18 protein-coding genes are annotated in these 20,367 nt (G+C 68.7%); 10 read left to right on the forward strand and 8 right to left on the reverse strand.

The features are described from left to right. Positions 1-154 precede the first annotated feature (154 nt). Positions 155-1,219, reverse strand: a complete 1,065-nt coding sequence (gene nirK / locus JUB11_RS25140; RefSeq protein WP_207461536.1) for a copper-containing nitrite reductase — start codon at positions 1,217-1,219, stop codon at positions 155-157. A gap of 414 nt (positions 1,220-1,633) precedes the next feature. Then, complete coding sequence (locus tag JUB11_RS25145) at positions 1,634-2,260, reverse strand: NnrU family protein (protein WP_207461537.1); 627 nt, start codon at positions 2,258-2,260, stop codon at positions 1,634-1,636. 277 nt (positions 2,261-2,537) lie between these two features. On the opposite strand from JUB11_RS25145, the gene JUB11_RS25150 reads away from it, so the two are divergent. After that, a complete protein-coding gene (locus JUB11_RS25150) occupies positions 2,538-3,740 on the forward strand; it encodes an NnrS family protein (RefSeq protein ID WP_207461538.1) in 1,203 nt (400 codons plus the stop codon). Positions 3,741-3,803: 63 nt separating this feature from the next. Further along, positions 3,804-4,052, forward strand: a complete 249-nt coding sequence (locus JUB11_RS25155) for a hypothetical protein (protein WP_207461539.1) — start codon at positions 3,804-3,806, stop codon at positions 4,050-4,052. A 75-nt stretch (positions 4,053-4,127) separates the two neighbouring features. On the opposite strand, the gene JUB11_RS25160 is transcribed toward JUB11_RS25155, so the two are convergent. Further along, complete coding sequence (locus JUB11_RS25160) at positions 4,128-4,490, reverse strand: hypothetical protein (protein WP_207461540.1); 363 nt, start codon at positions 4,488-4,490, stop codon at positions 4,128-4,130. Positions 4,491-4,778: 288 nt separating this feature from the next. Between JUB11_RS25160 and JUB11_RS25165 the strand changes: the two genes are divergently transcribed. The 3 genes from JUB11_RS25165 (at position 4,779) to hemN (ending at position 8,806) form a co-directional block, all read left to right on the forward strand. Continuing rightward, the gene (locus JUB11_RS25165; protein ID WP_207461541.1) at positions 4,779-7,046 is read left to right on the forward strand and encodes a nitric-oxide reductase large subunit; all 2,268 of its coding nucleotides are present in this window, start codon (positions 4,779-4,781) and stop codon (positions 7,044-7,046) included. 90 nt (positions 7,047-7,136) lie between these two features. Then, positions 7,137-7,337 (forward strand): (2Fe-2S)-binding protein, encoded by a 201-nt coding sequence (locus JUB11_RS25170; protein WP_207461542.1) that lies wholly within the window; start codon positions 7,137-7,139, stop codon positions 7,335-7,337. A 104-nt stretch (positions 7,338-7,441) separates the two neighbouring features. Further along, positions 7,442-8,806 (forward strand): oxygen-independent coproporphyrinogen III oxidase, encoded by a 1,365-nt coding sequence (gene hemN, locus JUB11_RS25175; RefSeq protein WP_207461543.1) that lies wholly within the window; start codon positions 7,442-7,444, stop codon positions 8,804-8,806. A 33-nt stretch (positions 8,807-8,839) separates the two neighbouring features. Here hemN and JUB11_RS25180 read toward each other — a convergent pair whose 3' ends face one another. The 3 genes from JUB11_RS25180 to JUB11_RS25190 all read right to left on the reverse strand — a co-directional run bounded on the left by JUB11_RS25180 (position 8,840) and on the right by JUB11_RS25190 (position 13,294). After that, positions 8,840-9,547, reverse strand: coding sequence for a Crp/Fnr family transcriptional regulator (locus JUB11_RS25180; RefSeq protein ID WP_207461544.1), 708 nt, complete (start codon positions 9,545-9,547; stop codon positions 8,840-8,842). 240 nt (positions 9,548-9,787) lie between these two features. After that, entirely contained in the window at positions 9,788-11,485 is a 1,698-nt protein-coding gene (locus JUB11_RS25185; RefSeq protein ID WP_207461545.1) for a methyl-accepting chemotaxis protein, read from the reverse strand. 204 nt (positions 11,486-11,689) lie between these two features. After that, positions 11,690-13,294: a sensor domain-containing diguanylate cyclase gene (locus tag JUB11_RS25190; RefSeq protein ID WP_207461546.1), complete on the reverse strand. Its 1,605-nt coding sequence runs from the start codon at positions 13,292-13,294 to the stop codon at positions 11,690-11,692. Positions 13,295-13,439: 145 nt separating this feature from the next. On the opposite strand from JUB11_RS25190, the gene JUB11_RS25195 reads away from it, so the two are divergent. Beyond that, positions 13,440-13,916: a GNAT family N-acetyltransferase gene (locus tag JUB11_RS25195; RefSeq protein WP_207461547.1), complete on the forward strand. Its 477-nt coding sequence runs from the start codon at positions 13,440-13,442 to the stop codon at positions 13,914-13,916. Positions 13,917-13,947: 31 nt separating this feature from the next. Here JUB11_RS25195 and JUB11_RS25200 read toward each other — a convergent pair whose 3' ends face one another. Both JUB11_RS25200 and JUB11_RS25205 read right to left on the reverse strand, forming a co-directional pair. After that, positions 13,948-14,784 (reverse strand): dihydrofolate reductase family protein, encoded by an 837-nt coding sequence (locus JUB11_RS25200; protein WP_207461548.1) that lies wholly within the window; start codon positions 14,782-14,784, stop codon positions 13,948-13,950. A gap of 16 nt (positions 14,785-14,800) precedes the next feature. Next, positions 14,801-16,012 carry a plasmid replication protein gene (locus JUB11_RS25205; protein WP_207461549.1) on the reverse strand — a complete coding sequence of 404 codons (1,212 nt, stop codon included), beginning with the start codon at positions 16,010-16,012 and terminating at the stop codon, positions 14,801-14,803. Between the two features lie 759 nt (positions 16,013-16,771). On the opposite strand from JUB11_RS25205, the gene JUB11_RS25210 reads away from it, so the two are divergent. From JUB11_RS25210 to JUB11_RS25225, 4 genes are all read left to right on the forward strand, one after another. Next, complete coding sequence (locus tag JUB11_RS25210) at positions 16,772-17,620, forward strand: helix-turn-helix domain-containing protein (RefSeq protein WP_207461550.1); 849 nt, start codon at positions 16,772-16,774, stop codon at positions 17,618-17,620. An 11-nt stretch (positions 17,621-17,631) separates the two neighbouring features. After that, on the forward strand, positions 17,632-18,255 hold the full coding sequence (locus JUB11_RS25215) for a hypothetical protein (RefSeq protein WP_207461551.1): 624 nt from the start codon (positions 17,632-17,634) through the stop codon (positions 18,253-18,255). A 140-nt stretch (positions 18,256-18,395) separates the two neighbouring features. Then, complete coding sequence (locus JUB11_RS25220) at positions 18,396-19,415, forward strand: AAA family ATPase (RefSeq protein ID WP_247887313.1); 1,020 nt, start codon at positions 18,396-18,398, stop codon at positions 19,413-19,415. Further along, positions 19,405-20,319, forward strand: a complete 915-nt coding sequence (locus tag JUB11_RS25225; RefSeq protein ID WP_207461552.1) for a ParB/RepB/Spo0J family partition protein — start codon at positions 19,405-19,407, stop codon at positions 20,317-20,319. The genes JUB11_RS25220 and JUB11_RS25225 overlap by 11 nt, the downstream gene beginning before the upstream one ends. The last annotated feature ends 48 nt before the right edge of the window (positions 20,320-20,367 follow it).

Consider the following 20,367-nt stretch of genomic DNA (forward strand, 5'->3'; position numbering starts at 1 on the left):
ACGGTCGGTCACCCTTCCGCAGTTGCGCTTCACTTCGCTCGCCGTGATCAGCTTACGATGGGACTTGCACCCACAAGAGAACGCCCATGTTGGGCGCACATCGAAAACGGCATCCCGGTTTCCCGGGATGCCGTTTTCTGCCGACCCGATGGAGTCAGTGCTTCATTTCGGCCTGCTGCTTCAGGGAGTCACCGCTCTTGTCCTTGATGATGTCGTCGTTCGCCGGACCTTCGACGACGAGGTGGCCGATGAGGCCCTTGGTGGCGCGGCTCAGGGCGTGGTCCACCAGCGCGTAGGTGCCGGGATAGTCCACCTTGAATTCCACCATGGTGGCGCCGCCCGGCGGTACCGTCACGGTCTGGACGCCCTTCGCCGGCGCGCTCTCGAGGTCGCCCATGTTGTAGACATGGTCGAAGATCTCGCCGATGACGTGGAAGGAGGAGGTGAGGTTCGGACCGCCCACACCGAACCAGACGCGGACCGTCTCGCCGACCTTGGCCTTCAGGGCGTTGCCCTGCGTCAGGGCGCCGACGGCCCCGTTGAAGACCATATAGTGAGGGTTCTCGTTGACCAGCCCGTCATAATCGTCCTCGGCGTTCGGGATGTTCTTCGCCTTGGTCGCGTAGACTTCCTGCTGCATGACGTAGAACTCGCGATCCACCTTCGGCAGACCGGCTTCCGGCTCCACGACGATCAGCCCGTACATTCCCTTGCTGATGTGGTGCGCCACCATGGGCGTCGCGCAATGATAGACATACACGCCCGGAGACAGGGCCTTGAACGAGAACTCCTTCGTCTGGCCCGGTTCCACCTGGGTGACCTGGCCGCCGCCGAGGAAGCCCGTGGCGGCGTGGAAGTCGATGGAGTGGTTCAAGGCCGATTCCGGGGCGTTGGTGATCTTGACGTCCACCGTGTCGCCGACACGGACCCGGTACATCGGGCCGGGGATCTTGTTGTCGAAGGTCCAGTAAGTGTAGGTCGTGCCGTCGTCGAGCGTGCCGTCGACTTCCGTCGTCAGGATCTCGACCGTGTGGGTCTTCGGTGCGCGCTTGCCGAACTCGGGGGCCGGCACGGCGGACGGACTCTGCACGATGTCCATCGTCGCGGGCCGGGCCGTCGGGGCCGCGTACAGTGTTTCGGCGGCGGACGGGGCCGCCATGCCGAGAAGGACGGTCAAGGCGGCGGCGCTGACGGAGGCAAGAAGATGACGGGAGTTCATGGCTTTTCTCGCTGACGATGGTCAATAAGTCGAAGGCAGCATGGCTGTTGCTTTTGTCTTTCACTCCGCACGGCGATGACGCCTTGCGCGTCGTCAGCCACCTTCTTTCAGAAAGAACGATCACCACTTGATATTTTTTGTGGCGAGTTCTTTCGTTGGAGAAGTTTTACCTGGCGCCGAGGACGGGGAGTTTGATCTGGAACAAACAGGCGGAGTTTTTCTAAAAATGCGCCGCGATGCCCGTCGGCACCCACGCGCCTTCGCGCGCGGGCCAAGTCAAGTCAAGCCAAGCCAAAAAACAAAACGCGCTGCGGCGCTCGCGAGGGTCATGGGGGACCTCCGCGAACGCCGCAGCGCGTTGGATTCAGGAACCGTCTCCGGCGCGGCCGATGCCGCGCCGGCCCATCGTGAGAGTTACAGGCCGGCCAGGGGATCGACGCCGATCACCAGAGGGTGCAGGAGCAGGACCAGCTTGGTCAACGCCAGGGCGGCCACCACCCGCCAGATCCGTATCTCCCAGAAATCGAAACGCTCGCGGCCCAGCAGGATGCGCGCGAAGGGAACCACCCCGAGCAGCCCGTGCTCCGTGTTGCGGGCGTTCCTCGCGATGGCGGCGACGGCGATGACGGCCATGCCGACGAAGACCAGGACGGTCCGCGCCTCGCCGACGTTCAGCAGATGCACGAGGCTCCAGATCAGGACCGCGAGGCTGCCGGGCGTGCTCGTGATCCGGTAGATCCCGAAGCTCGCCCAGGCGGACGGCCTCTGGGTGAAGCGGCAGACCAGCAGGAAGAGGGCGAGGGGCATGAGAGCGAGCGCCACGTAGCGCCCCTCATAGAGGGGAACCCAGAGCCACAGGTCCGATTCCACGCTCCGATAGGCGGTGATCACCGCGGCGAGCGCCAGGAAAGAGACGAGCGAATAGCCGGCGTAGAAGGCCGGGCGCCCGGCCACCCCGATCAGGCTCATCCTGATGGCGGGGCGTGACGGGACAAGATGGCTCGCGATCAGAAACAGAAGAGCGAAGGACAACCAGAACACCGCTGTTCTCCCAGCCGGAGGGCCATGGACTGGCCGGAAAAGGGTTTCGGGACATGGCGGCGAGCGCCACCCGAGCGGTCTTAACCATAGTGCACCGGGCCGCCCGCCCCCTTGATCCAGCGCAAACATCCGCCCGGCCGGCCTTCGCCCTTCCCCACCCCTCCGTTTCGCCTCGATCTTTGCCCCGGCGCAAAGACGGCGGCCGGGTTGGCGCTTAGGGTCCCGCTCATCCACAGCGGGTCCGTTCCCCGGACCCGGCATCCGGAGATGACTCTCCATGAGCGCACTGCCCTTCACCGAACCCGCCGCACCACGCTTCGTGCCCTTCGCCTACGGGTTTCGTCCCTTCTTCCTGCTCGCCGGCCTGTCGGCGGCGATCCTCGTTCCGGTCTGGCTCCTCGTCCTGTCGGGAGTGGCGGTGCCGGTCCTCGGCGTCCCTCCCGCGGCGTGGCATGGCCATGAGATGCTGTTCGGCTTCGTCGGCGCCACCGTGGGCGGATTCATGTTGACCGCGGTGCCGAGCTGGACGGGCGCCCTGCCGGTCACCGGCAAGACCCTGGCCGGCCTCGTGGCGCTGTTCGTCGCGGGACGGCTCGCCTCGCTGCCCGCCGTCGCGGCGCTTCCCGCCGCAGCCGCGGTCGATCTGCTGTTCTATCCGGCGCTCGGCCTCGCCATCGCCCTGCCGCTGTTCCGGGCGGGCAAGGCCCGCAACACCGCCTTCCTGGCCCTGCTCGCCCTTCTGACGCTGGCGAACCTGCTGGTCCGGCTGGAATGGATGGGCGTGACCGCCGACACGGCCCGTTTCGGCACCATTCTCGCCATCGACGCCGTCCTGATGATGGTCGCCGTGGTCGGCGGCCGCATCATCCCCACCTTCACCCGGAACGCCCTGCGCAAACGCGATCCCGCGGTCGAGATCGCCGCCTGCCCGCGGCTCGACCGCGCAGCACTGGTGCTGACGGCGGCGCTGATCCCGCTCGACCTCCTGTTTGCCGACAGCGCCTTGCCAGGCGCGGCGGCGCTCGCGGCGGCGGCGGTACACGGCCTCCGCATGGCCCGCTGGAAAGGGCACCGCACGCTCCACGATCCGCTGCTCTGGATCCTGCACGCCGGCTACGGCTGGCTGATCGCCGGGCTGGCGCTGAAGGGGGCCGAGCTGGCCCTGGGGCTGCCGCTCGGGAACGCCTGGCTGCACGCCGTCACGGCCGGCTGCTTCGGCACCATCATCCTGGCGGTGATGAGCCGGGCCGCCCTTGGCCACACCGGCCGGGCGCTCAAGGCTTCGGCCCCGACCGTCGCAGCCTATGGGCTGGTGATGGCTGCCGGGCTGGCGCGGACGCTGGCGCCCGCCCTCGACGGGGCTTTCCACCAGCAGGCCATCGGCCTGTCGGGCCTGTTCTGGGCGCTGGGCTTCATCCTCTTCTGCGCGGTCTACACGCCGATCCTTCTCCGGCCCCGCGCCGACGGCCAGCCGGGCTGATCCCCGCGCGGCACCGATCCGTCACCCTTCTGTCCTGCCGACCTTTTCTGGAGATAGCCGAGAATGACCGACTTCCGCATCGCCCTCGACCGCACGGGCAAGGCAACCCTGGCCGGGCCGGAGGTGTTTCCCGGCGCCAAGCTGAACGGCAGCGTCGTCTATGACGTGGTGGACTGCCCGCCCGGCATCATGGACCAGGACGTCATCGCCCTGACCACCGGCTTCCGCCCGCCGGCGGGCGCCACGGAAATCCCCTACGGCCGTCTCCTCGCGAGGCGGAACGGGTCCTGCTGCGGCGGCATGTGCGGCTGACCGCAGCATTCCCCGCGCTCCCCGAAGGGGCTGGGCAACCGGGTGGCCGCAGGCGCGGCCGCCCGGTTTTCGTTTCTACCGCCTGTTCCCGTACTTGCCGGCCTCGGCCCTGGCAATGGCGATGAGGTCGGAGGCGGCACAACCCCGCGCGCCGTGCATCAGGATGATGTTCTGCTGGATGCCGACGAACATCGTGACCAGCTCGGGCTTCTGCTGCGCCATCTGGGCCATGCTGCCGCCCTGTCCCTGCCCGCCTCCCTGGCCGCCCTGCCCGTGGGACCCGATCTGGCGCAGGCCGTCGTAGACCTCCTGGAAGGACCGTTCGAGAAAGGCGCAGTCGCTTTCATTCCCGCCAGCACCCTGATTGCCCTGCTGGGCGAAGGCTGTCGTCGGCGCGGACAGGACAGCGAGGGCGGCGAGAGCATGACGGATCTTCATTGGTGTTCTCCTGGCATTGCCGTTCTTCTGGCTTTCCACTTACTCCTCTTCAAACAGCCGTGCCCTCACGGCGTTCTGTTCTTCTTTTTGCCCCGTAAGGGTATTCCCTTAAGGGAATTACCGGACAGATTTCGACCGGCGGATTCCCGCATGGTGTTTGCGCGAGAGCAAGGAAGGCAGGCGTGACGGCGGCTAGCCTCACCCCATCGGGCGCGGCTCACCGGGGCTCCCCGCCCCGCCGCGATGCGACGCCAGACCCTGCTCCGGTAAAATGAAAGAACACCAGCGATGCAGACCAAGAGACTTTGGCTGATCCTCGCCCTGGTCATGGCGGCCTCGTTCGCCGTGCTTGGGCTGATGGGCCGCCAGATACACCGTGAAGCACCACCCATGCCGGCGCAGGTCGTCACCGACGGCGGCGCCGTGCTGTACACGCAGAACGACATCGAACAAGGCCGCCTCGCCTGGCAGTCCATGGGCGGCATGCAGGTCGGCTCCATCTGGGGCCACGGCGGCTACGTCGCCCCGGACTGGTCGGCCGACTGGCTGCACCGGGAAAGCGTGGCGCTGCTCGACATCTGGGCCAAGCGCGAACAGGGCAAGCCCTACGCGGCGCTCGCCTCCGAACAGCAGGCCGCCCTGCGCGACCGGCTGAAGGCCGAGATCCGCACCAACCGCTACGACGCCGCGAGCCGCAGCATCGTGGTCGGCGCCGACCGCGCCGCCGCGATCCGCGAGGTCGCCGCGCACTACACGGCCCTGCTCGGCAACGACCCCGCGCTGGAGCCCCTGCGCGAGCAATACGCCATCGCCAACAACGCCGTTCCCGACGCCGGCCGGCGCGCCGGCATCGCGGCCTTCTTCTTCTGGACGGGCTGGGCAGCCGGCACGGAGCGTCCCGGCGACGTCATCACCTACACCAGCAACTGGCCGAACGAGCCGCTGACCGGCAACACGCCGTCCACGCCCAACATCATGTGGTCGGTCCTGTCGGTGGTCCTGCTGGTCGGCGGCATCGGCGCCCTGGTCTGGCATCATGCGCGCACCGCGCATGAGGATCACCTGACCCCGCCCACGGCCGACCCGCTTCTCTCGCTGAAGCCGACGCCCTCGATGAAGGCAACCGGCAAGTATTTCCTGACCGTCATCGGCCTGTTCCTCCTGCAGATCTCGCTCGGTGCCGTCACCGCCCACTATGCGGTGGAGGGCCATGATTTCTACGGCATCCCGCTCAGCGACATCCTGCCCTACGCGGTCACCCGCACCTGGCACACCCAGCTCGCGGTGTTCTGGATCGCGACCGCCTGGCTCGCCACCGGCCTCTACATCGCGCCGGCGATCTCCGGCCATGAGCCAAGGTTCCAGACACTCGGCGTGAACGTCCTGTGGGCCGCCCTGGTCTTCGTGGTGCTGGGCTCCATGGCCGGCGAATGGCTCGGCGTGCAGCAGGTGCTGGACCTCGACGTCAACTGGTGGTTCGGCCATCAGGGCTGGGAATACGTCGATCTCGGCCGTTTCTGGCAGATACTCCTGTTCGTCGGGCTGATGCTGTGGCTCGTCCTGGTCGGCCGCGCCCTCTGGCCCGCTCTGAAGAGCCCGTCGGAGAGCAAGCCCGTCCTTCTCGTGATGTTCCTGTCCACCATCGCCATTGGCCTCTTCTACGCCGCCGGTTTCATGTGGGGCAAGCACACGCACCTCAGCATGGTCGAGTACTGGCGCTGGTGGGTCGTGCATCTGTGGGTCGAGGGCTTCTTCGAGGTCTTCGCCACCGCCGTCATCAGCCTGCTGTTCGTGAAGCTGGGCCTGGTGCGCGCCCAGACGGCCAACGTCGCCGTCCTCGCCAGCACCATCGTCTTCCTGTTCGGCGGCGTGCTGGGAACGGCGCACCACTGGTACTTCTCGGGCACGCCCGTGTCGGTGATCGCCATCGGCGCCGTCTTCTCGGCCCTGGAGGTCGTGCCCCTGGCGCTGGTCGGCGGCGAGGCCCTGGAAACCTACCGCCACTCCAAGGCAGCACCCTGGGTGCAGACCTACAAGTGGCCGATCCTGTTCTTCGTGGCCGTGTCCTTCTGGAACCTGCTGGGCGCCGGCGTCTTCGGCTTCCTCATCAACACGCCGATCGCGCTCTACTACGTGCAGGGCCTGAACCTGACGGCCAACCACGGCCACACCGCGCTGTTCGGCGTCTACGGCATGCTCGGCATCGGGCTGATGCTCTTCTGCCTGCGGGGCCTGTCGAACCGGGCACGCTGGAACGACGGGCTGCTGAAGTGGACCTTCTGGCTGCTCAACGGCGGGCTGGCGATGATGTCCTTCCTGTCGCTCTTCCCGGCGGGCATCTATCAGGCCTGGGCCAGCATCACCCGGGGCATGTGGTTCGCCCGCTCGCCCGAGGTCATGCACTCCCCGATCATGGAGACGCTGGTCTGGATGCGCGTGCCCGGCGACATCGTCTTCAGCGCGGGTGCCGTGATCCTCGCCGTCTTCGCCTACCGCCTGATCCGCGGCAGGAAGGCGCCGGCCGGAATCCCGGCCTCCGCCCAGCCGGCGGAGTGAGCGTCCTGAACTGAAATCCGCACAGTGAACCGGAAGGGGAGGCAGCCGCCTCCCCTTCCTTCTTTCCGATGCCGAGCCTCACGGTCGATCATGTATGTCTGCATCTGCAACGCCCTGAACGAGCGGCGCGTGCGCCAGGCGATCCGCCAGCACCGCCCCGCGACCGTCCATGACGTCTACGCCGCCTGCGGCGTGACGCCCCAATGCGGCAAATGCGCGCCAACCATCCGGGACATTCTGGAAGAGGAGCGCGCGGCCGCCCTGCCGGCCCTCGCGCTTGCCGCCGAATGATCGGGGCCGAATGACCGGCGCACAATGATCGGCGCCCAATGATCGGTGCCGGATCCTTTTCCGCTTCCTGAACAGCCCTGCCAGACCGCCGAAAGGAGATGCCGATGGCATCCGCCTGCCCGCCTCCCGCTACCCTCGCCCGTTACGCCGACCAGCGGCTTCCGCGCTACACCAGCTACCCGACCGCGCCGCACTTCACCGAAACGGTCGATGCCGAGACCTACCGGCGCTGGCTCGGCGCGATCCCGCAAGGGGCGCCGGCATCCCTGTATCTGCATGTCCCCTTCTGCCGGTCCATGTGCTGGTACTGCGGCTGCCACACCACCATCACCAAGACCGACGATCCGATTCTCGACTATCTCGGCACGCTGCGCGCGGAGATCGGGGCCGTGGCGGACGCCGTGCCGCATCGGCTCGAGGTCGGGCACATCCATTTCGGCGGCGGCACGCCCACCATCCTGGCGCCCGAGGATGTCGAAGACCTCATGCGGCTGCTGCGGGAGCGCTTCTCGCTGCGCGAGAATGCCGAGCTGGCGGTCGAGATCGATCCCCGCACCCTGAGCCGGGGCATGGCCGCGGCACTCGGCCGTGCCGGCATCACCCGCGCCAGCCTCGGCGTGCAGAGTTTCGACTCCGTCGTGCAGAGGGCGATCAACCGCATCCAGAGCTTCGAGCAGACCGCCGCCGTGACCCGCGGACTGCGCGGGGCCGGCATCGCCGGCATCAATTTCGACCTGATCTACGGGCTGCCGCACCAGACCGTGCAATCCTGCCGGGACACGGTGGCCCGCTGCCTGGAACTGGCGCCGGGCCGGCTCGCCGTTTTTGGCTACGCCCACATCCCGAGCTTCAAGCCGCACCAGAAGAAGATCGAGGAGAGCGCCCTGCCCGGCGCCGAGGAACGCCTCGCCCAGGCAGACGCCATCGCCGCCGATCTGCTGGCCGCCGGCTACCGCCGGATCGGGCTGGACCATTTCGCCCATCCCGGCGACCCGATGGCCGCCGCCGCCGCAGACGGCTCCCTGCGGCGCAACTTCCAGGGCTACACGGTCGATCCCTGCGACCTGATGCTCGGCTTCGGCGCCTCGGCCATCGGGCGGCTGCCGCAGGGCTACGTGCAGAACGCCGTGGTGCTCGGCGGCTACGCCAAGCGCGTCGCGCAGGACGGCCTCGCCACCATCAAGGGCTACGCGCTCACCGAGGACGACCGGCTGCGGGCCGAGTTGATCGAGCGGCTGATGTGCGACTTCCGGGTGGATCTGGCGGAGATCGCCGGCCGGCACGGGGCGGACGCGCGGGCGCTGCTCGCAGAGGCCGACCTCGGCCCGCTGGAGGAGGACGGGCTGCTGGAGCTGCATGGCATGGCCATCGAGATCCCGGAGACGGCACGGCGCATCGTGCGCGCGGTCGCCGCCCGCTTCGACGCCCATCTCGCGGCCTCGGTCCGCCGCTATTCGCCGGCGGTCTGAAGCCCGGACCCAAGGCCGGACTCAAGGGCCGGATCAGGAGCCGGAGGCGCTGCCCTCCGCAAGGAGGGTCAGCGCTTCCAGGTCGCGCACGACGATGCGGCGGCGCGAGCTTTCCACGATGCCCTGCTCCTCCCAGGCGCTGAGCGTGCGGCTGACCGTGTGCAGCGTGGTGCCGATCATCTCGCCCAGCTCCTGCCGGGTGATCGGGAAATCGATCTCGATCCCGTCGCCGGACGGGCGCCCGGCCTGCTCGGCCAGCCGCGCCAGCGCGCGCGCGAGCCGTCGGTCCACGCGCTCGGTCGCGATCTCGCGAAGCCGAGCCTGCAGATCGACCAGCCGTCCGCCGGTGATCCGGTTCGAGGCGAGCGCGATCCTGGGGTGCCGCTCGATCAGCTCCGCCATGGCCGCCGCCGTCCAGTGCATCTCCACGCTGTCCACCACCGCGATGGCGTCGGCCGGAAGCGGAATGCCCATCAGAACGGCCACGGTCCCGTACATCTGGCCGGGACCGAGATAGCGGATCACGACCTGCGCCCCGTCCGGCGTGACCTGGGAGATCTTGATGCGGCCGTCGATCAGCGCGTGGCAGCTGATGGCCGGATCGCCCTGAGCGAGCACGAGCATATCCTTGGGCAAGCGGCGGACATGCCCCGCCTGAAGGACGTCGTCGAGCGACGCCTCGTCGAGATCGGCGAACAACTCCATCGTCTTCAGCAGCGAGCGGTGCGGAGTCAGCGGCATGGTCCCATTCCCTTTCCGGTTCACGCCCGGCATCCGGCCGCCGCGGGCGGCCTGCCTGGTCCTGCGGATCACAGGAGAGCCCGGAAATCCGGCCTCTTGTATGACGAAGATCAAGCAACGCCGAATATGCCGCCCCCGTCACGTCGGTCATCCCCATGAAAACGCCGCCACGACTACGTCACCATGAGAATAGGGGAGCCTCGCGGCTCCCCTTCTTCGTTTCCGGCCCTGCCCTGCCGGTCAGGCGGCGCGGACGGTGGAGAGGAAGTTGCCGACCTCGGCCTTCAGCCGCTCGGCCTCCTCGGCCAGGCTGTTGGCGGTGCCCAGCACCTGGGTGGCGGCGGAGCCGGTCTCGGTCGCGGCCTGGGTCACGCCGGTGATGTTGAGGTTGACCTCCTCCGTCCCGCGCGCGGCCTGGGCGACGTTGCCGGAGATCTCGCCGGTGGCGGCGTTCTGCTCCTCGATGGCCGCGGCGATGCCCGTCGCGATCTCGTTCAGCTCGCCGATGGTCCGTCCGATGTTCGCGATCGCTCCCTGCACGCCGCCGGTCGCCCCCTGGATCTCCTTCACCTTGGACTGGATCTCCTCCGTCGCCTTCGCGGTCTGGCTGGCGAGCGCCTTCACCTCGCTGGCGACCACGGCGAATCCCTTGCCGGCCTCCCCGGCGCGCGCCGCCTCGATGGTGGCGTTCAGCGCCAGCAGGTTGGTCTGGCCGGCGATGGAGTTGATCAGCCCGACCACCTCACCGATCTGGTGGGCCGCCTCGACAAGGCCCTGCATGCTGCTCTGCGTCCGCTCGGCCTCCATTACGGCCTCGCCGCTGATGCGGGTCTGGGCGGAGACTTGGCGGCCGATCTCCAGGATGGAGGCGGCCAACTCCTCGGTCGCGGCGGCGACCGTCTGCACGTTGGCCGAGGACTGCTCCGACGCGGCGGCGACGGCGGTCGCCTGGCTGCTCGCCTGGGCGGCGGAAGAGGACAAGGCCGTGGCCGCACCCTGCATCTGCGTGGCCGATGCCGCGACCGTCTCCACGATGCCCTGGACGCTGTGCTCGAAGTTCGCCGCGAGCTGCGCCAGTTCGGCCTTGCGCTGCGCCTCGGCCCGCGCCTTCTGCTCCTCCTGCTCATGCTGGAGGCGCCGCATCTCGATCCCGTTGTCCTTGAAGACCTGGAGCGAGCGGGCGAGCGCCCCGACCTCGTCCTTGCGCGCGGTTCCCTCGACCGTTACGCCGAGATCGCCGCCCGCCAGGGTACCCATGGCGCCCGCCATGCGGACCAGCGGACGGGCGACCAAGCGGACGAGAATCCAGAAGAGCAGGGCCGACGAAAGGGAGAGGCCGGCACCGGTCACGCTCCAGATCATAACCTCAGCGTCCTGCGCGACCGCGCCGGCGTCGGCGACGCCCTGGTGGACGGCCTTCTTGTTGAAGGCGACCGCGTTCTCCGCCAGCTCCGTCGCCTTGGAACGGTGCGCCCGCGCTTCCGTGTCGGACAGCCGCTGGGCCTCGTCGTTGCGGTTCTGGAGCCCGAGTTCGATGACGCGCGCGGCGGCCTGCTCATAGGCGGCGACACTGGCGGCCAACTGCTCCAGGATCGCGCGCCGCTCGGCGTTGGGCGCGAAGGCGACGATCGCTTCGGACGCCCGGCGCGCGTTGGCGATGCGCTCGGCGAACAGCGCGGCGTTCTCGCGCATCTTCGCCTCGTCCGTTTCGATGATGACGTTCTTTTCGGCGATGGCCGCGCCGTTAAGCCAGGCCCAGCTTTCGAAGGCGAGTTCGTGGCGCTGGATCACCCGGTCGCCGAGATAGGTCATGCTGTCGTTCAGGCGGCCGATGCTCGCCTGGGACATCCAGACGATGGCGCCGATCACGCCGAACAGGATTGCCAAGGGGATGGCGAGCTTGCGAAGCAGGGGGAGATTGGTGAACCAGTTCAACATCGTGACCTCTGGCCTGTGATCCGGCCGCAAGGGGCGTTCTTCCGAGGGATGGTTCAACTGCCCTGGAACATCGCCGGTCAAGCCGCCGCTCCATGCACGAGAACCTATGACTATAGTCTAGATTCGTCCTGCATTTTACCACTAAGGGGATATACCTAGACGGGAGATTCCTGCGGCTGGCTGTGCGCAGCCGGCTCCACGCTTTCAGGCCGACGGTCCGGCCAGCTCCGAATGCTGGACAAACCGTCCCTTGCCGGCCTGCTTGGCGGCGTACATCGCCTCGTCCGCGCGGCGCAGGACGTCGTCGAGGCTTCGGCAGCCCTCCGTCGGGCGGGCGATGCCGATGCTGCATCCCACCGTGATCCGCCGCCCGGACCAAGTCATCGGCTCGCGCAAGGCCGCCAGGATCCGTTGCGCGACCATCTCCGGAAAATCCGGACCGGCCCTCTCGGGCTCGTTGATCAGAACGACGAATTCATCGCCGCCCAGCCGGACGACCATGTCCCTCTCGCGCACGGCGGAGAGAAGCCGCTTGGCGACATGGCGCAGGGCGGCATCGCCGGCGAGATGGCCGAGGCTGTCGTTGATGGATTTGAAACCGTCCAGATCAATGAACAGGAGCGCGCAATCGGGCTCACGTTCCGCGTTCCTCAGCTTCGCATCGAACACGCGCTCGAGCTGGAGGCGGTTCGGCAGTCCGGTCAGGCGGTCCTTGTGCGCCAGCGAACCCAGCGCCTGGCCCATCTCCTGTATCGACAGCGCCAGGGCTCCCAGCGGACCCGCCGGCCGCTCCACCGCACCCTCCCCGGTCATCTCCCCGCGCGTCATGCGGTCCGCGGCGGCCTGCAGGTTCTTCACGACCCGCAGCACGGACAGCTCGACGAGAAGCCATCCGCCCACGATGCTGCCGATGAAGACGAGCCCGAGCACGGCAAGGCTCACGCGCCAGCGCTGGTCGATCGCGGCGAGGATCTGGTCCCTGCGGAAGGACACGGCGATCACCGGATCCTCGGTGCCGAGCGACGCGAAGGCCGTGATCCGCTCCTGCCCGTCGAGCCCTTCGCCGTCGAAGACCCCTTCCGTCCTGGACATCATGGCCTGCACCAGCGGGTGCGGCCGGTAGGACCGGCCCAGCGTGACGCCGTCGTTCCGCGGCTCGGAGGCTAGAAGGGTCCCTTTCCCGTCGAGAATCAGTATGTCGCCTTCCGTCTCCAGCGCCGCTTCCTGTGCCAGCTGCTGGACCCAGATCAGGTCGATGCCGCCGAGCATGTGGAACCGGATGTTCCGCGAGGGATCGAGGACGGGGAGCAGGGCCACCCGCACCGCCTTGCCGCTGGTGCGCCCGAGGATGTAGTCGCTGACGGTGAAGACCTTCGTCGAGCTGGCACGCTGGAAATAAGAGCGGTCGGCGATGTCGACGCGGCTTGGCCCAAGGTCGTCGCAGACGATCCTGCCATCGGGCGCCACCACCGACAGGCCGGTGAGGAAGGGATGCATCGGCAGGGTCTTCGCCAGGAAATCCGTGCAGGAGTCCGGGTCGGTGCTCCGGACCGCGGGAACGAAGCTGAGCGTCTCCAGCAGGCCGCGCGCCTCCCTGAGGATCCCCGCCTGTGTCCGCGCGCCCTGCCGGGCCAGCAGCAGGGCACGGCTCACCACGGCGGAAACCTCGTCCTGCCTCATGCTTTCGACGAGGCTGAGAACCAGCCCGAACAGCGGCAGCAGGGTCGCGATCACGAGCAGGAACAACCGCGCGCGCAGGCCGAGGCGGCCCGGCAGCCGGCATATTCCACGGATGATGCTCTTCAACACGCGTCGCGCCCTCGATATTCGCGCGCACGCTAGGCCAAAAGGGTTAACGGATGATGGGGATCGGCTCCGCCGCCCTTGCCCGCCCCGGAGCCCATGCTATCCTGGGCGGCCCTTCCCACCTTTCACCAAAAGCGGATCCCCGATCATGCCGGCCAACCGGCGGCTGTCCCTTCGTCCCTATGAAGAGTCCGACCTGGACGCGGTCATCGACATTTTCCTGCGCGCCATCCGGGAGGTCGCGTCCAAGGATTATGGGCCGGCGCAGATCGACGCCTGGGCCCGCGCGGACCGCGCCATCTGGGCGGAGCGCCGGTCGAGCCGGCCGACCTGGATCGCCACGGTCGACGGCGAGCCCGCCGGCTTCACCGACCTGGAGCCGGACGGCCATCTCGACATGATGTATGTCCATCCCGCCCATCAGCGGATCGGCGTCGCCCGGGCGCTCGTCGGGCAGGCCGAAGCCGCGGCGCACGCGCGGGGCCTCGCGCGCATCTACTCCGAGGTGAGCATCACGGCGCGTCCCTTCTTCGAACGGCAGGGCTTCCACGTCCTCGAGGAGGAGCGGGTGACGCGCAACGGGCAGGAGTTTCTGCGCTACCGGATGGAGAAGCGTCTCGGGTAGGGACCCCGCCCGCCCGCACGCCACCGGCCCATCACCCCTCCCGCAGTGGTTCGAACCGGGCGAACCACTGTCCGCAGCCGTCCGGCGCGGCGGAGTCGTAATGGAGTTCCTCCATGCGCAGCCGTCCCTTGGCCCCCAGTTCCGGACCGTCGATCAGCGTGTGAACGCTTTCCCCGCCGATGAGCCGGTGCGCGATGGTGACGTAGAGGCGGGAGAGCGCGTCGTCGCGCAGCATCGTCTCCAGCATGCGCGGGCCGGACAGCATGAAGAGGCTGCGGAAGCCGAGCCCGCCCAGCGCCCGCACCAGTGGCCCGCCTTCCACCGCGCGGCCCCGGCCGGCGGTCACCACCTCGTAGCCGCGCCCCCGCAGCTCCGCCGCCCGGTCGGCGGGCGCATTGTCGCCGGTCGCGACGATGACCCGCTGGCCATGGCGGGCGAGGGAGTCCGGGATCGGGAAGTCCAGGCTGCCGCTCGCCACCAGCACGGCCGGCTGGGGCGCCAGCCCGTTGTCCGCGCGCCATTGCGCGAGGTCGCGGTTGAAGTCGCGCGTGCCGATCTGAAGGATGTCGTCCAGATGGCCGTCGGCGATGGCGCGCAGATAGCCGCCATGGGTGATCAGGCAGTCCGCCTGTGCCTGCAGTTCCAGCAGCAGCCGGTAATCGCTGCCACTGGTCAGCCCCTCGGGCATGCGCCCCTCGCCCGTGGCGGGATCCCGGACCGCGATGCGCCCGTCGAGGCTGGAGACGAAATTCGCATAGACAAAGGGCGCCTGCGCCGTCCCCAGCTCGTGCAGCCGGTGGGCGAGATAGGCGCCCTTGAGGTCAAGCTCCCGCGGCGGGCCGGGGTGCAGCTTCAGGATGCGGGGCATGGCGGTCCTCCCTCCGTCAGGAATTTTCCTCGGCCTCGGCCACCGCCGCTCCGGATGCCGCCGTCTCGGATGCCGTCGCGTCGGTCAGGAGCGTGCGCCGGCGCCGGCGGGCGGTCGCGGCCTCGGCCCCGCCGAGCCGGAGGAAATCGCCGGCCTCGGCACCCGCCGCGGCCGCCTTGGTCAGTTCCTGCGCGTTGTGGCTGGCGATCTGCAGGGCGGTCTCGACCTCGCGCAGGAAGGTGGAGGAGGGGAACATGGTGTAGATCTCGTCGCTCAGGCGGCGCCCCTCCTTGACCTGCTCGACCTCGACCGACTCGACGATGCCCGCGCTCTTCAGCGCCATCACCGTGTCGCGGACGGCGCGCAGGGTGTCGCGCGGGCGGCTGTACTCGTTCATGCCGCTGTCGCGGATGATGGCGCTCGCCCGCATGACGGTCGGAGTGGGCGCGCTGGCGGACTCGTAGCGCAGGACGAGGCGCTTGTAGAGCCAGCGGGACACCGGATTCTTCAGCCCCATGAGCCAGCGGTAGGAGATCATGCGGAAGTTCATCGAACGGATGGAGTCCGCCACCAGCGGGTTGAACTGGAGCTGCGTCTCGTTGACCGACGGCCTGTCCTCGTCGTCGCCCTGGAACCGCGTGCGGAAGGCGAGGGTGGGAAAGGCCGTGGAGGACAGCTCGGCGCTGCCGCCCTTGCCCTTGCGCCGGATCTCGATGAAGGACTGGTGCAGGATGGTCAGCGCCTCCTTGATCTCCGTGATGTTCAGCGTGTGGTTGACGCGCTCCAGCTCCTTCTGCACCTCATAGAGGCTGAAGCGCAGGATCACGCGGTCCTGCCGGTCGAGCGTCAGCCGCCCGCGCTCGGTCGCCAGGCGCCGGATGACCTCCTCGACGATCTGCTCGCGCTCGCCGGGGAAGACGTTCACCCAGCCCTCGTCGGCACCCTGGTCCTCTCGGACCTTGCGCTGGATGAAGGCCGGCTTGAGCGTCAGCTTGTAATCCTTGCCGTGGAACTCGAAGTCGCGCTGGATGGGCGTGTCGTTGCGGCTTTCCACGCGCTCGCCATTCTCCGACTTGTAGGAGGGGAAGACCCAGCGCGGTGCGATGTCGTAGATGCCGACCGTGTTGGTCCGGCGCCGGTTCGGATCGGGATCCGGGTCGAATTCGAACAGCACGAGCTGAAGGGCGGTGCCCGCCTCGAGTTGATCGCCGCTGCCATCCTGCTTCATGACACCACTCCATCCGCGCTCGCCGCACCGTACCGGTGCCGGCCTTCGACTCGCAACCGCGCCAAAAGACTCTCCCCGACCGTCCCTGTGGGAACGGCTCGCGCTTCGCTGGAAGCGGCCCGCGCCCCTGTGGGAACGGCCCGCGTTTCGCCCCATGCCGGCCAAGCGCGGGCCGTTCCCATAGAAGGTGGCCGCGCCGAAGCGCGACTCGGACCCACAGGACCACTCGCCATCCCCACCTCCGCCCGAATCCCCCATCCGCGAGCCGTTCCTCCATAAAAGAGGGCTGGAAAACCCGGCCGAAGGGCAGGGCGGGCGGACTAGGAACCTCTACCGGAAGGACAGGAAAAGAAGCGCGAGCCGGTCCTACAGGGCCGCCCCGCCGGTGAAGCGCGAGGCGTTACCACATGGCTGGCGGACTCCGCACGCGATTCCAGCGCCCGGAAACGCTTTGCCACAGCCCCGCCGGCGGCCCCGGCCTCCCGTCCGGCCCGCCCAAGCGCGAGCCGTTCCCACCGAATCGCGGAAGATTCCCCTAAAAGCGCGACCGGTTCCCCCAGGATTCCGATTCGGGAGTCCAAACGCGAGCCGTTCCCACAGGGAAAATCGGGGGACTCGGAGGAGCGCGACCCGTTCCCACAGCCCCGCGAGCCGTCCCCACGCAAGCGCGAGGCGTTCCCCTACGGTGGAATCCGTCGCGCTTTCCGGCCTTCTGACTCGCCGGAATCCTGTGGGTCACGCGATCACGGAGGCCTTGCCTTGACGACCGATACCCACAGCAAAGACAGCCGGAGCCGCTGGGGGCGGATCCCCGCCTGGTGGCTCGACCATCCCGAACTGGACGCCGACGGCCTCGCCGTGCTGGCCGCCCTTGCGACCTACGCCGACGACCAGGGCGTGTGCTGGCCATCCCAGGCCACGCTCGCCGCGAAGCTCAAGCGCAGCCGGCCGACCGTCAACCGCATTCTCGGCCGGCTGGGCGAGATGGGGCTGGTGGCGATCGAGCGCCGCTCGGCCAAGGACGGCGCGCGCCTGTCCTGCCGCTACCGCCTGCGCCTGTCGCCCGACGGAACGGAGAGCGGCGTGGAGGCGGCGTCGAAGGCTTCGGTGGAAGAGGGCAGGGCTCAGCACGTCCAGGAACACGCCCGGAAAGAGGCTGTCCAGCCGGCGAACCGGCCTGACTCGGAAACGGACTCCCCCTGTTCGCCGGCGAGTCATGAACAGCCCCAACCCGAACAGATTCCAGACTCGCTCTGCCGGCGCGAGCAGGGTCAGGCGGACGCGGTTCCGGAAGGCTGGACGCCGGCTGCCGGGGATCTGCGCTGGGGCCGCGAGCAATTCCCCCATATCGACCTCGACCGGCATGTGGAGGGTTTCGTCCTGCGCTGCCGGGCACACGGCTACCGCTACCGGGACGTCGGCGCCGCCTGGCGCGCCTGGCTGATCCAGGACGCCGCCCGCAAGCCCGCCTCCGCCAAGGAGCCCGGCGTTGCGGCGGCACCGGCCCGCCAGACCCGTGAGGCTCCCGCCGAGCAGCGCGTCGCCGCCTGGGCCGCCGTCGCGGCCCGGCTGCAGGCCGCCGCCGATCCCCTTCACTTCCGTTCCTGAGAGGCCCGACCATGGCTGGCAATGTGACCCCGCTGCATGACGGCGCCCGCCTTCCCTTCGACCCGGCCCTTCCGGCCGAGGCTCGGGTCCGGGCGCTGACCGACGCCTTGCCCAAGCCGCTCCAGGACATCCTGAAGGCTGGCCGCACCGAGCGCCGCGCCCGCTTCGGCGAGGACGGCTTCGCCGGGCTTATGGAGGAATGGCTCGCGCCTGAGGGCACGCAGCCCCAGCACGCCGCCCTGGCGCGGCGCGTCCTGGAGGAGCTGCACCGGACCTCGCTGGCCCCGGCGGCACCCAACCATCTGCTGGGCCGCATCCTGGCCCTGCTCAGCCATTTCCCCGCCAAGGGCACGACGCCGGAGGTGGAGCAGATGATCGCCATGGACTGGGCCGACGATCTTGGCGAGTACCCGGCCTGGGCACTCGATCAGGCGGCCCGTACATGGCGGCGGACCAAGAAATGGCGGCCGAGCATCGCCGAGATGCGCGCACTCTGCGAGGAGGCCTGCGCCGCCGAACGGGCGCTCGCCGAACGGCTTCAGGCCGTGGCGATGGCGGGCGAGGCCGCCGCCAAGCCGGCTGGGGGCGGTTCGGTGCGGGCGATGCTGTCCCGTTCGGTGCGGCGGATCGCCTGATGGCAGGGCCGGTCCGGTGCGGACGGGTAGGGGGGAGACACTATGGCCCATTCGATGGGTCTTGACCGGTTTAGTGTCTCCCCCTTAAGGATGGGCACGGCCACGGTGCGATGGCCTGGGATGGCATAGGGGGACGGTGCATGCTTGGCGACGCCATGCGGGGTTTTCGCGAGCGGCGAAACCTCAGTCAGCAGGATCTCGCGGCCTGGCTCAACGAGCGGCTCGGCCGCAAGTACGACCGGCAGCGGGTTTCCAAATGGGAGAGCGGGTCGGAGAAGATCCCGGAGATCGTGGCGGACCTTCTTCAGAAGGAGATCGCCGGACCGGAGATCGAACACGGCCCCGCTCTGGTCGTCGCCGTCGCCAACCAGAAGGGCGGTGTGGGGAAGACCACCTCGGCCGTCAACGTCGCGAGCATGCTGTCCCAGGACGGGCACAAGGTCCTGCTGGTGGACGTGGATCCGCAGGCGAGCGCCACCTTGCATCTCGGCTTCAACGTGATGGAGCTGCAGCGCAGCGGCCGGACCATCGACAATGTGCTGCGCGAGAACTTCCCCATCGCGGACATCCTGCTGACCGTCCCGGCGACGGGGCTGGACCTGCTGCCGTCCAGCATCCGGCTGTCCAAGACGGAGGCCGAGCTGCTCGCCATGCCGGCCAGCAACTTCATCCTGCGCAAGCGGCTCGTCGAGATGCGCAAGGTCTATGATTACATCGTGATCGATACGCCGCCGCATCTTGGCCAGATGACGATGAACGGGCTCACCGCCGCCGACACGGTGCTGATCCCCTGCCAGACAGAGGTGATGTCGGTGGTCGGTGTGGAGTATCTGCTGGACACGGTGAACCAGCTGAAGGAGCTGTGCCACCCGGATCTCGGCATCCTCGGCATCCTGCCGACGCTCTACAGCCAGCGCCTGACCCAGGACCGCGACTCCCTCCAGGACATCCACCGGCTCTATGCCAAGAACCTGCGGGTGTTCGAGCCGATCCCGCGCGCGACGGTCTACGGCCAGTCGGTCGGGGCCGGGCGCGCGGCGGTGGAGGCGGCACCCGACGCCGCCGGCATCGCCGTGTTCCGCAGCGTCGCCGCCGCCGTGACCGCCGAGCGCAAGAAGCGCCTGGGCGGCAAGACCAGGGAGCTGCCGCATGTCGCGTAAACTCGCCCGCAAGACGGTCTCCGTCCTCGACGACATGGCGGCGCGCCGCGAGGGAACCGCCCCGGCCATGCCGGAGGGCGCCGGCACCCTGCCGGGCATCCGGCAGAGTGCCGCACCCGTGGCGCAGATCGGCATCGACATGATCGCCGACAACCCGCACCAGCCGCGCACCCGTTTCGAGGCCGAGCCGCTGGAAGCGCTGGCCGCCTCGATCGCGCGGCATGGCCTGCTGGAGCCGATCGGGGTCAAGCGGCTCGACGACGGGCGCTACCAGCTCGCCTACGGGGAGCGGCGGCTGCGCGCCTGCCGCTCGCTCGGCCACGACACGATCCCCTGCGTGATCCTGAAACCGGAGGTCCCGGAGGACGAGATCACCGTGCTGGAGAACATCCTGCGCGAGGATCTCGACCCCTTCGAGGAGGCCGACGCCTTCGCCACCCTGCTGGACCGCCGCGGCTACACCCAGGCGGAGCTGGCGAAGCTGGTCGGCCGCAACGCGTCCGACATGTCGAAGAGCCTGTCGCTGCGCCGGCTGCCCGATCCCATCCGCGAGGAGTATCCCCGCTACAAACCGGCGCGCTACAAGCTGCACGAGATCGCCGCGCTGAAGGAGGAGGAGGCGCAGCTCCAGGCCTGGAGCGCGTTGAAGGCGGCCGCCGAGGCGCCGGAAAAGCCGAACGCGCCGGCGCGGGCCGCGCGCCCGGCCCCGGCCGAGGATGTCCCGAGCGCCTTGCCCAGGCGGGTGGCGGCGAAGATCCACCAGGCGCAGGAGGTGCTGCTGGCGCTTCGCGATGCGCCGAAGCCCCTGTGGGACAGCGACGTGGAACGGCTGCGCGCCATCCGGGACGCCATCGACGGCATTCTCGAAAAGGCGGAAGAAGAAGCGGGATCCGTCCGGCCGTGAGATTGTGGCGAGGCTTTCAAATTTGAAAGCCTCGCCACGCCAGCCCGG

The sequence above is a fragment of the Azospirillum sp. SYSU D00513 genome, assembly GCF_017356015.1.
In the GTDB taxonomy this organism is placed as follows: Bacteria; Pseudomonadota; Alphaproteobacteria; order Azospirillales; family Azospirillaceae; genus Azospirillum.

What these genes read in the sequence shown, in the direction of transcription:
- JUB11_RS25155 (WP_207461539.1), top strand. Translation starts at nt 3,804, where the DNA reads ATGACCGACTTCCGCATCGCCCTCGACCGCACGGGCAAGGCAACCCTG.
- JUB11_RS25160 (WP_207461540.1), bottom strand. Translation starts at nt 4,490, where the DNA reads ATGAAGATCCGTCATGCTCTCGCCGCCCTCGCTGTCCTGTCCGCGCCG.
- JUB11_RS25225 (WP_207461552.1), top strand. Translation starts at nt 19,405, where the DNA reads ATGTCGCGTAAACTCGCCCGCAAGACGGTCTCCGTCCTCGACGACATG.
- JUB11_RS25205 (WP_207461549.1), bottom strand. Translation starts at nt 16,012, where the DNA reads ATGAAGCAGGATGGCAGCGGCGATCAACTCGAGGCGGGCACCGCCCTT.
- JUB11_RS25180 (WP_207461544.1), bottom strand. Translation starts at nt 9,547, where the DNA reads ATGCCGCTGACTCCGCACCGCTCGCTGCTGAAGACGATGGAGTTGTTC.
- nirK (WP_207461536.1), bottom strand. Translation starts at nt 1,219, where the DNA reads ATGAACTCCCGTCATCTTCTTGCCTCCGTCAGCGCCGCCGCCTTGACC.
- JUB11_RS25165 (WP_207461541.1), top strand. Translation starts at nt 4,779, where the DNA reads ATGCAGACCAAGAGACTTTGGCTGATCCTCGCCCTGGTCATGGCGGCC.
- JUB11_RS25200 (WP_207461548.1), bottom strand. Translation starts at nt 14,784, where the DNA reads ATGCCCCGCATCCTGAAGCTGCACCCCGGCCCGCCGCGGGAGCTTGAC.
- JUB11_RS25215 (WP_207461551.1), top strand. Translation starts at nt 17,632, where the DNA reads ATGGCTGGCAATGTGACCCCGCTGCATGACGGCGCCCGCCTTCCCTTC.
- JUB11_RS25220 (WP_247887313.1), top strand. Translation starts at nt 18,396, where the DNA reads ATGCTTGGCGACGCCATGCGGGGTTTTCGCGAGCGGCGAAACCTCAGT.
- JUB11_RS25170 (WP_207461542.1), top strand. Translation starts at nt 7,137, where the DNA reads ATGTATGTCTGCATCTGCAACGCCCTGAACGAGCGGCGCGTGCGCCAG.
- JUB11_RS25195 (WP_207461547.1), top strand. Translation starts at nt 13,440, where the DNA reads ATGCCGGCCAACCGGCGGCTGTCCCTTCGTCCCTATGAAGAGTCCGAC.
- JUB11_RS25185 (WP_207461545.1), bottom strand. Translation starts at nt 11,485, where the DNA reads ATGTTGAACTGGTTCACCAATCTCCCCCTGCTTCGCAAGCTCGCCATC.
- hemN (WP_207461543.1), top strand. Translation starts at nt 7,442, where the DNA reads ATGGCATCCGCCTGCCCGCCTCCCGCTACCCTCGCCCGTTACGCCGAC.
- JUB11_RS25150 (WP_207461538.1), top strand. Translation starts at nt 2,538, where the DNA reads ATGAGCGCACTGCCCTTCACCGAACCCGCCGCACCACGCTTCGTGCCC.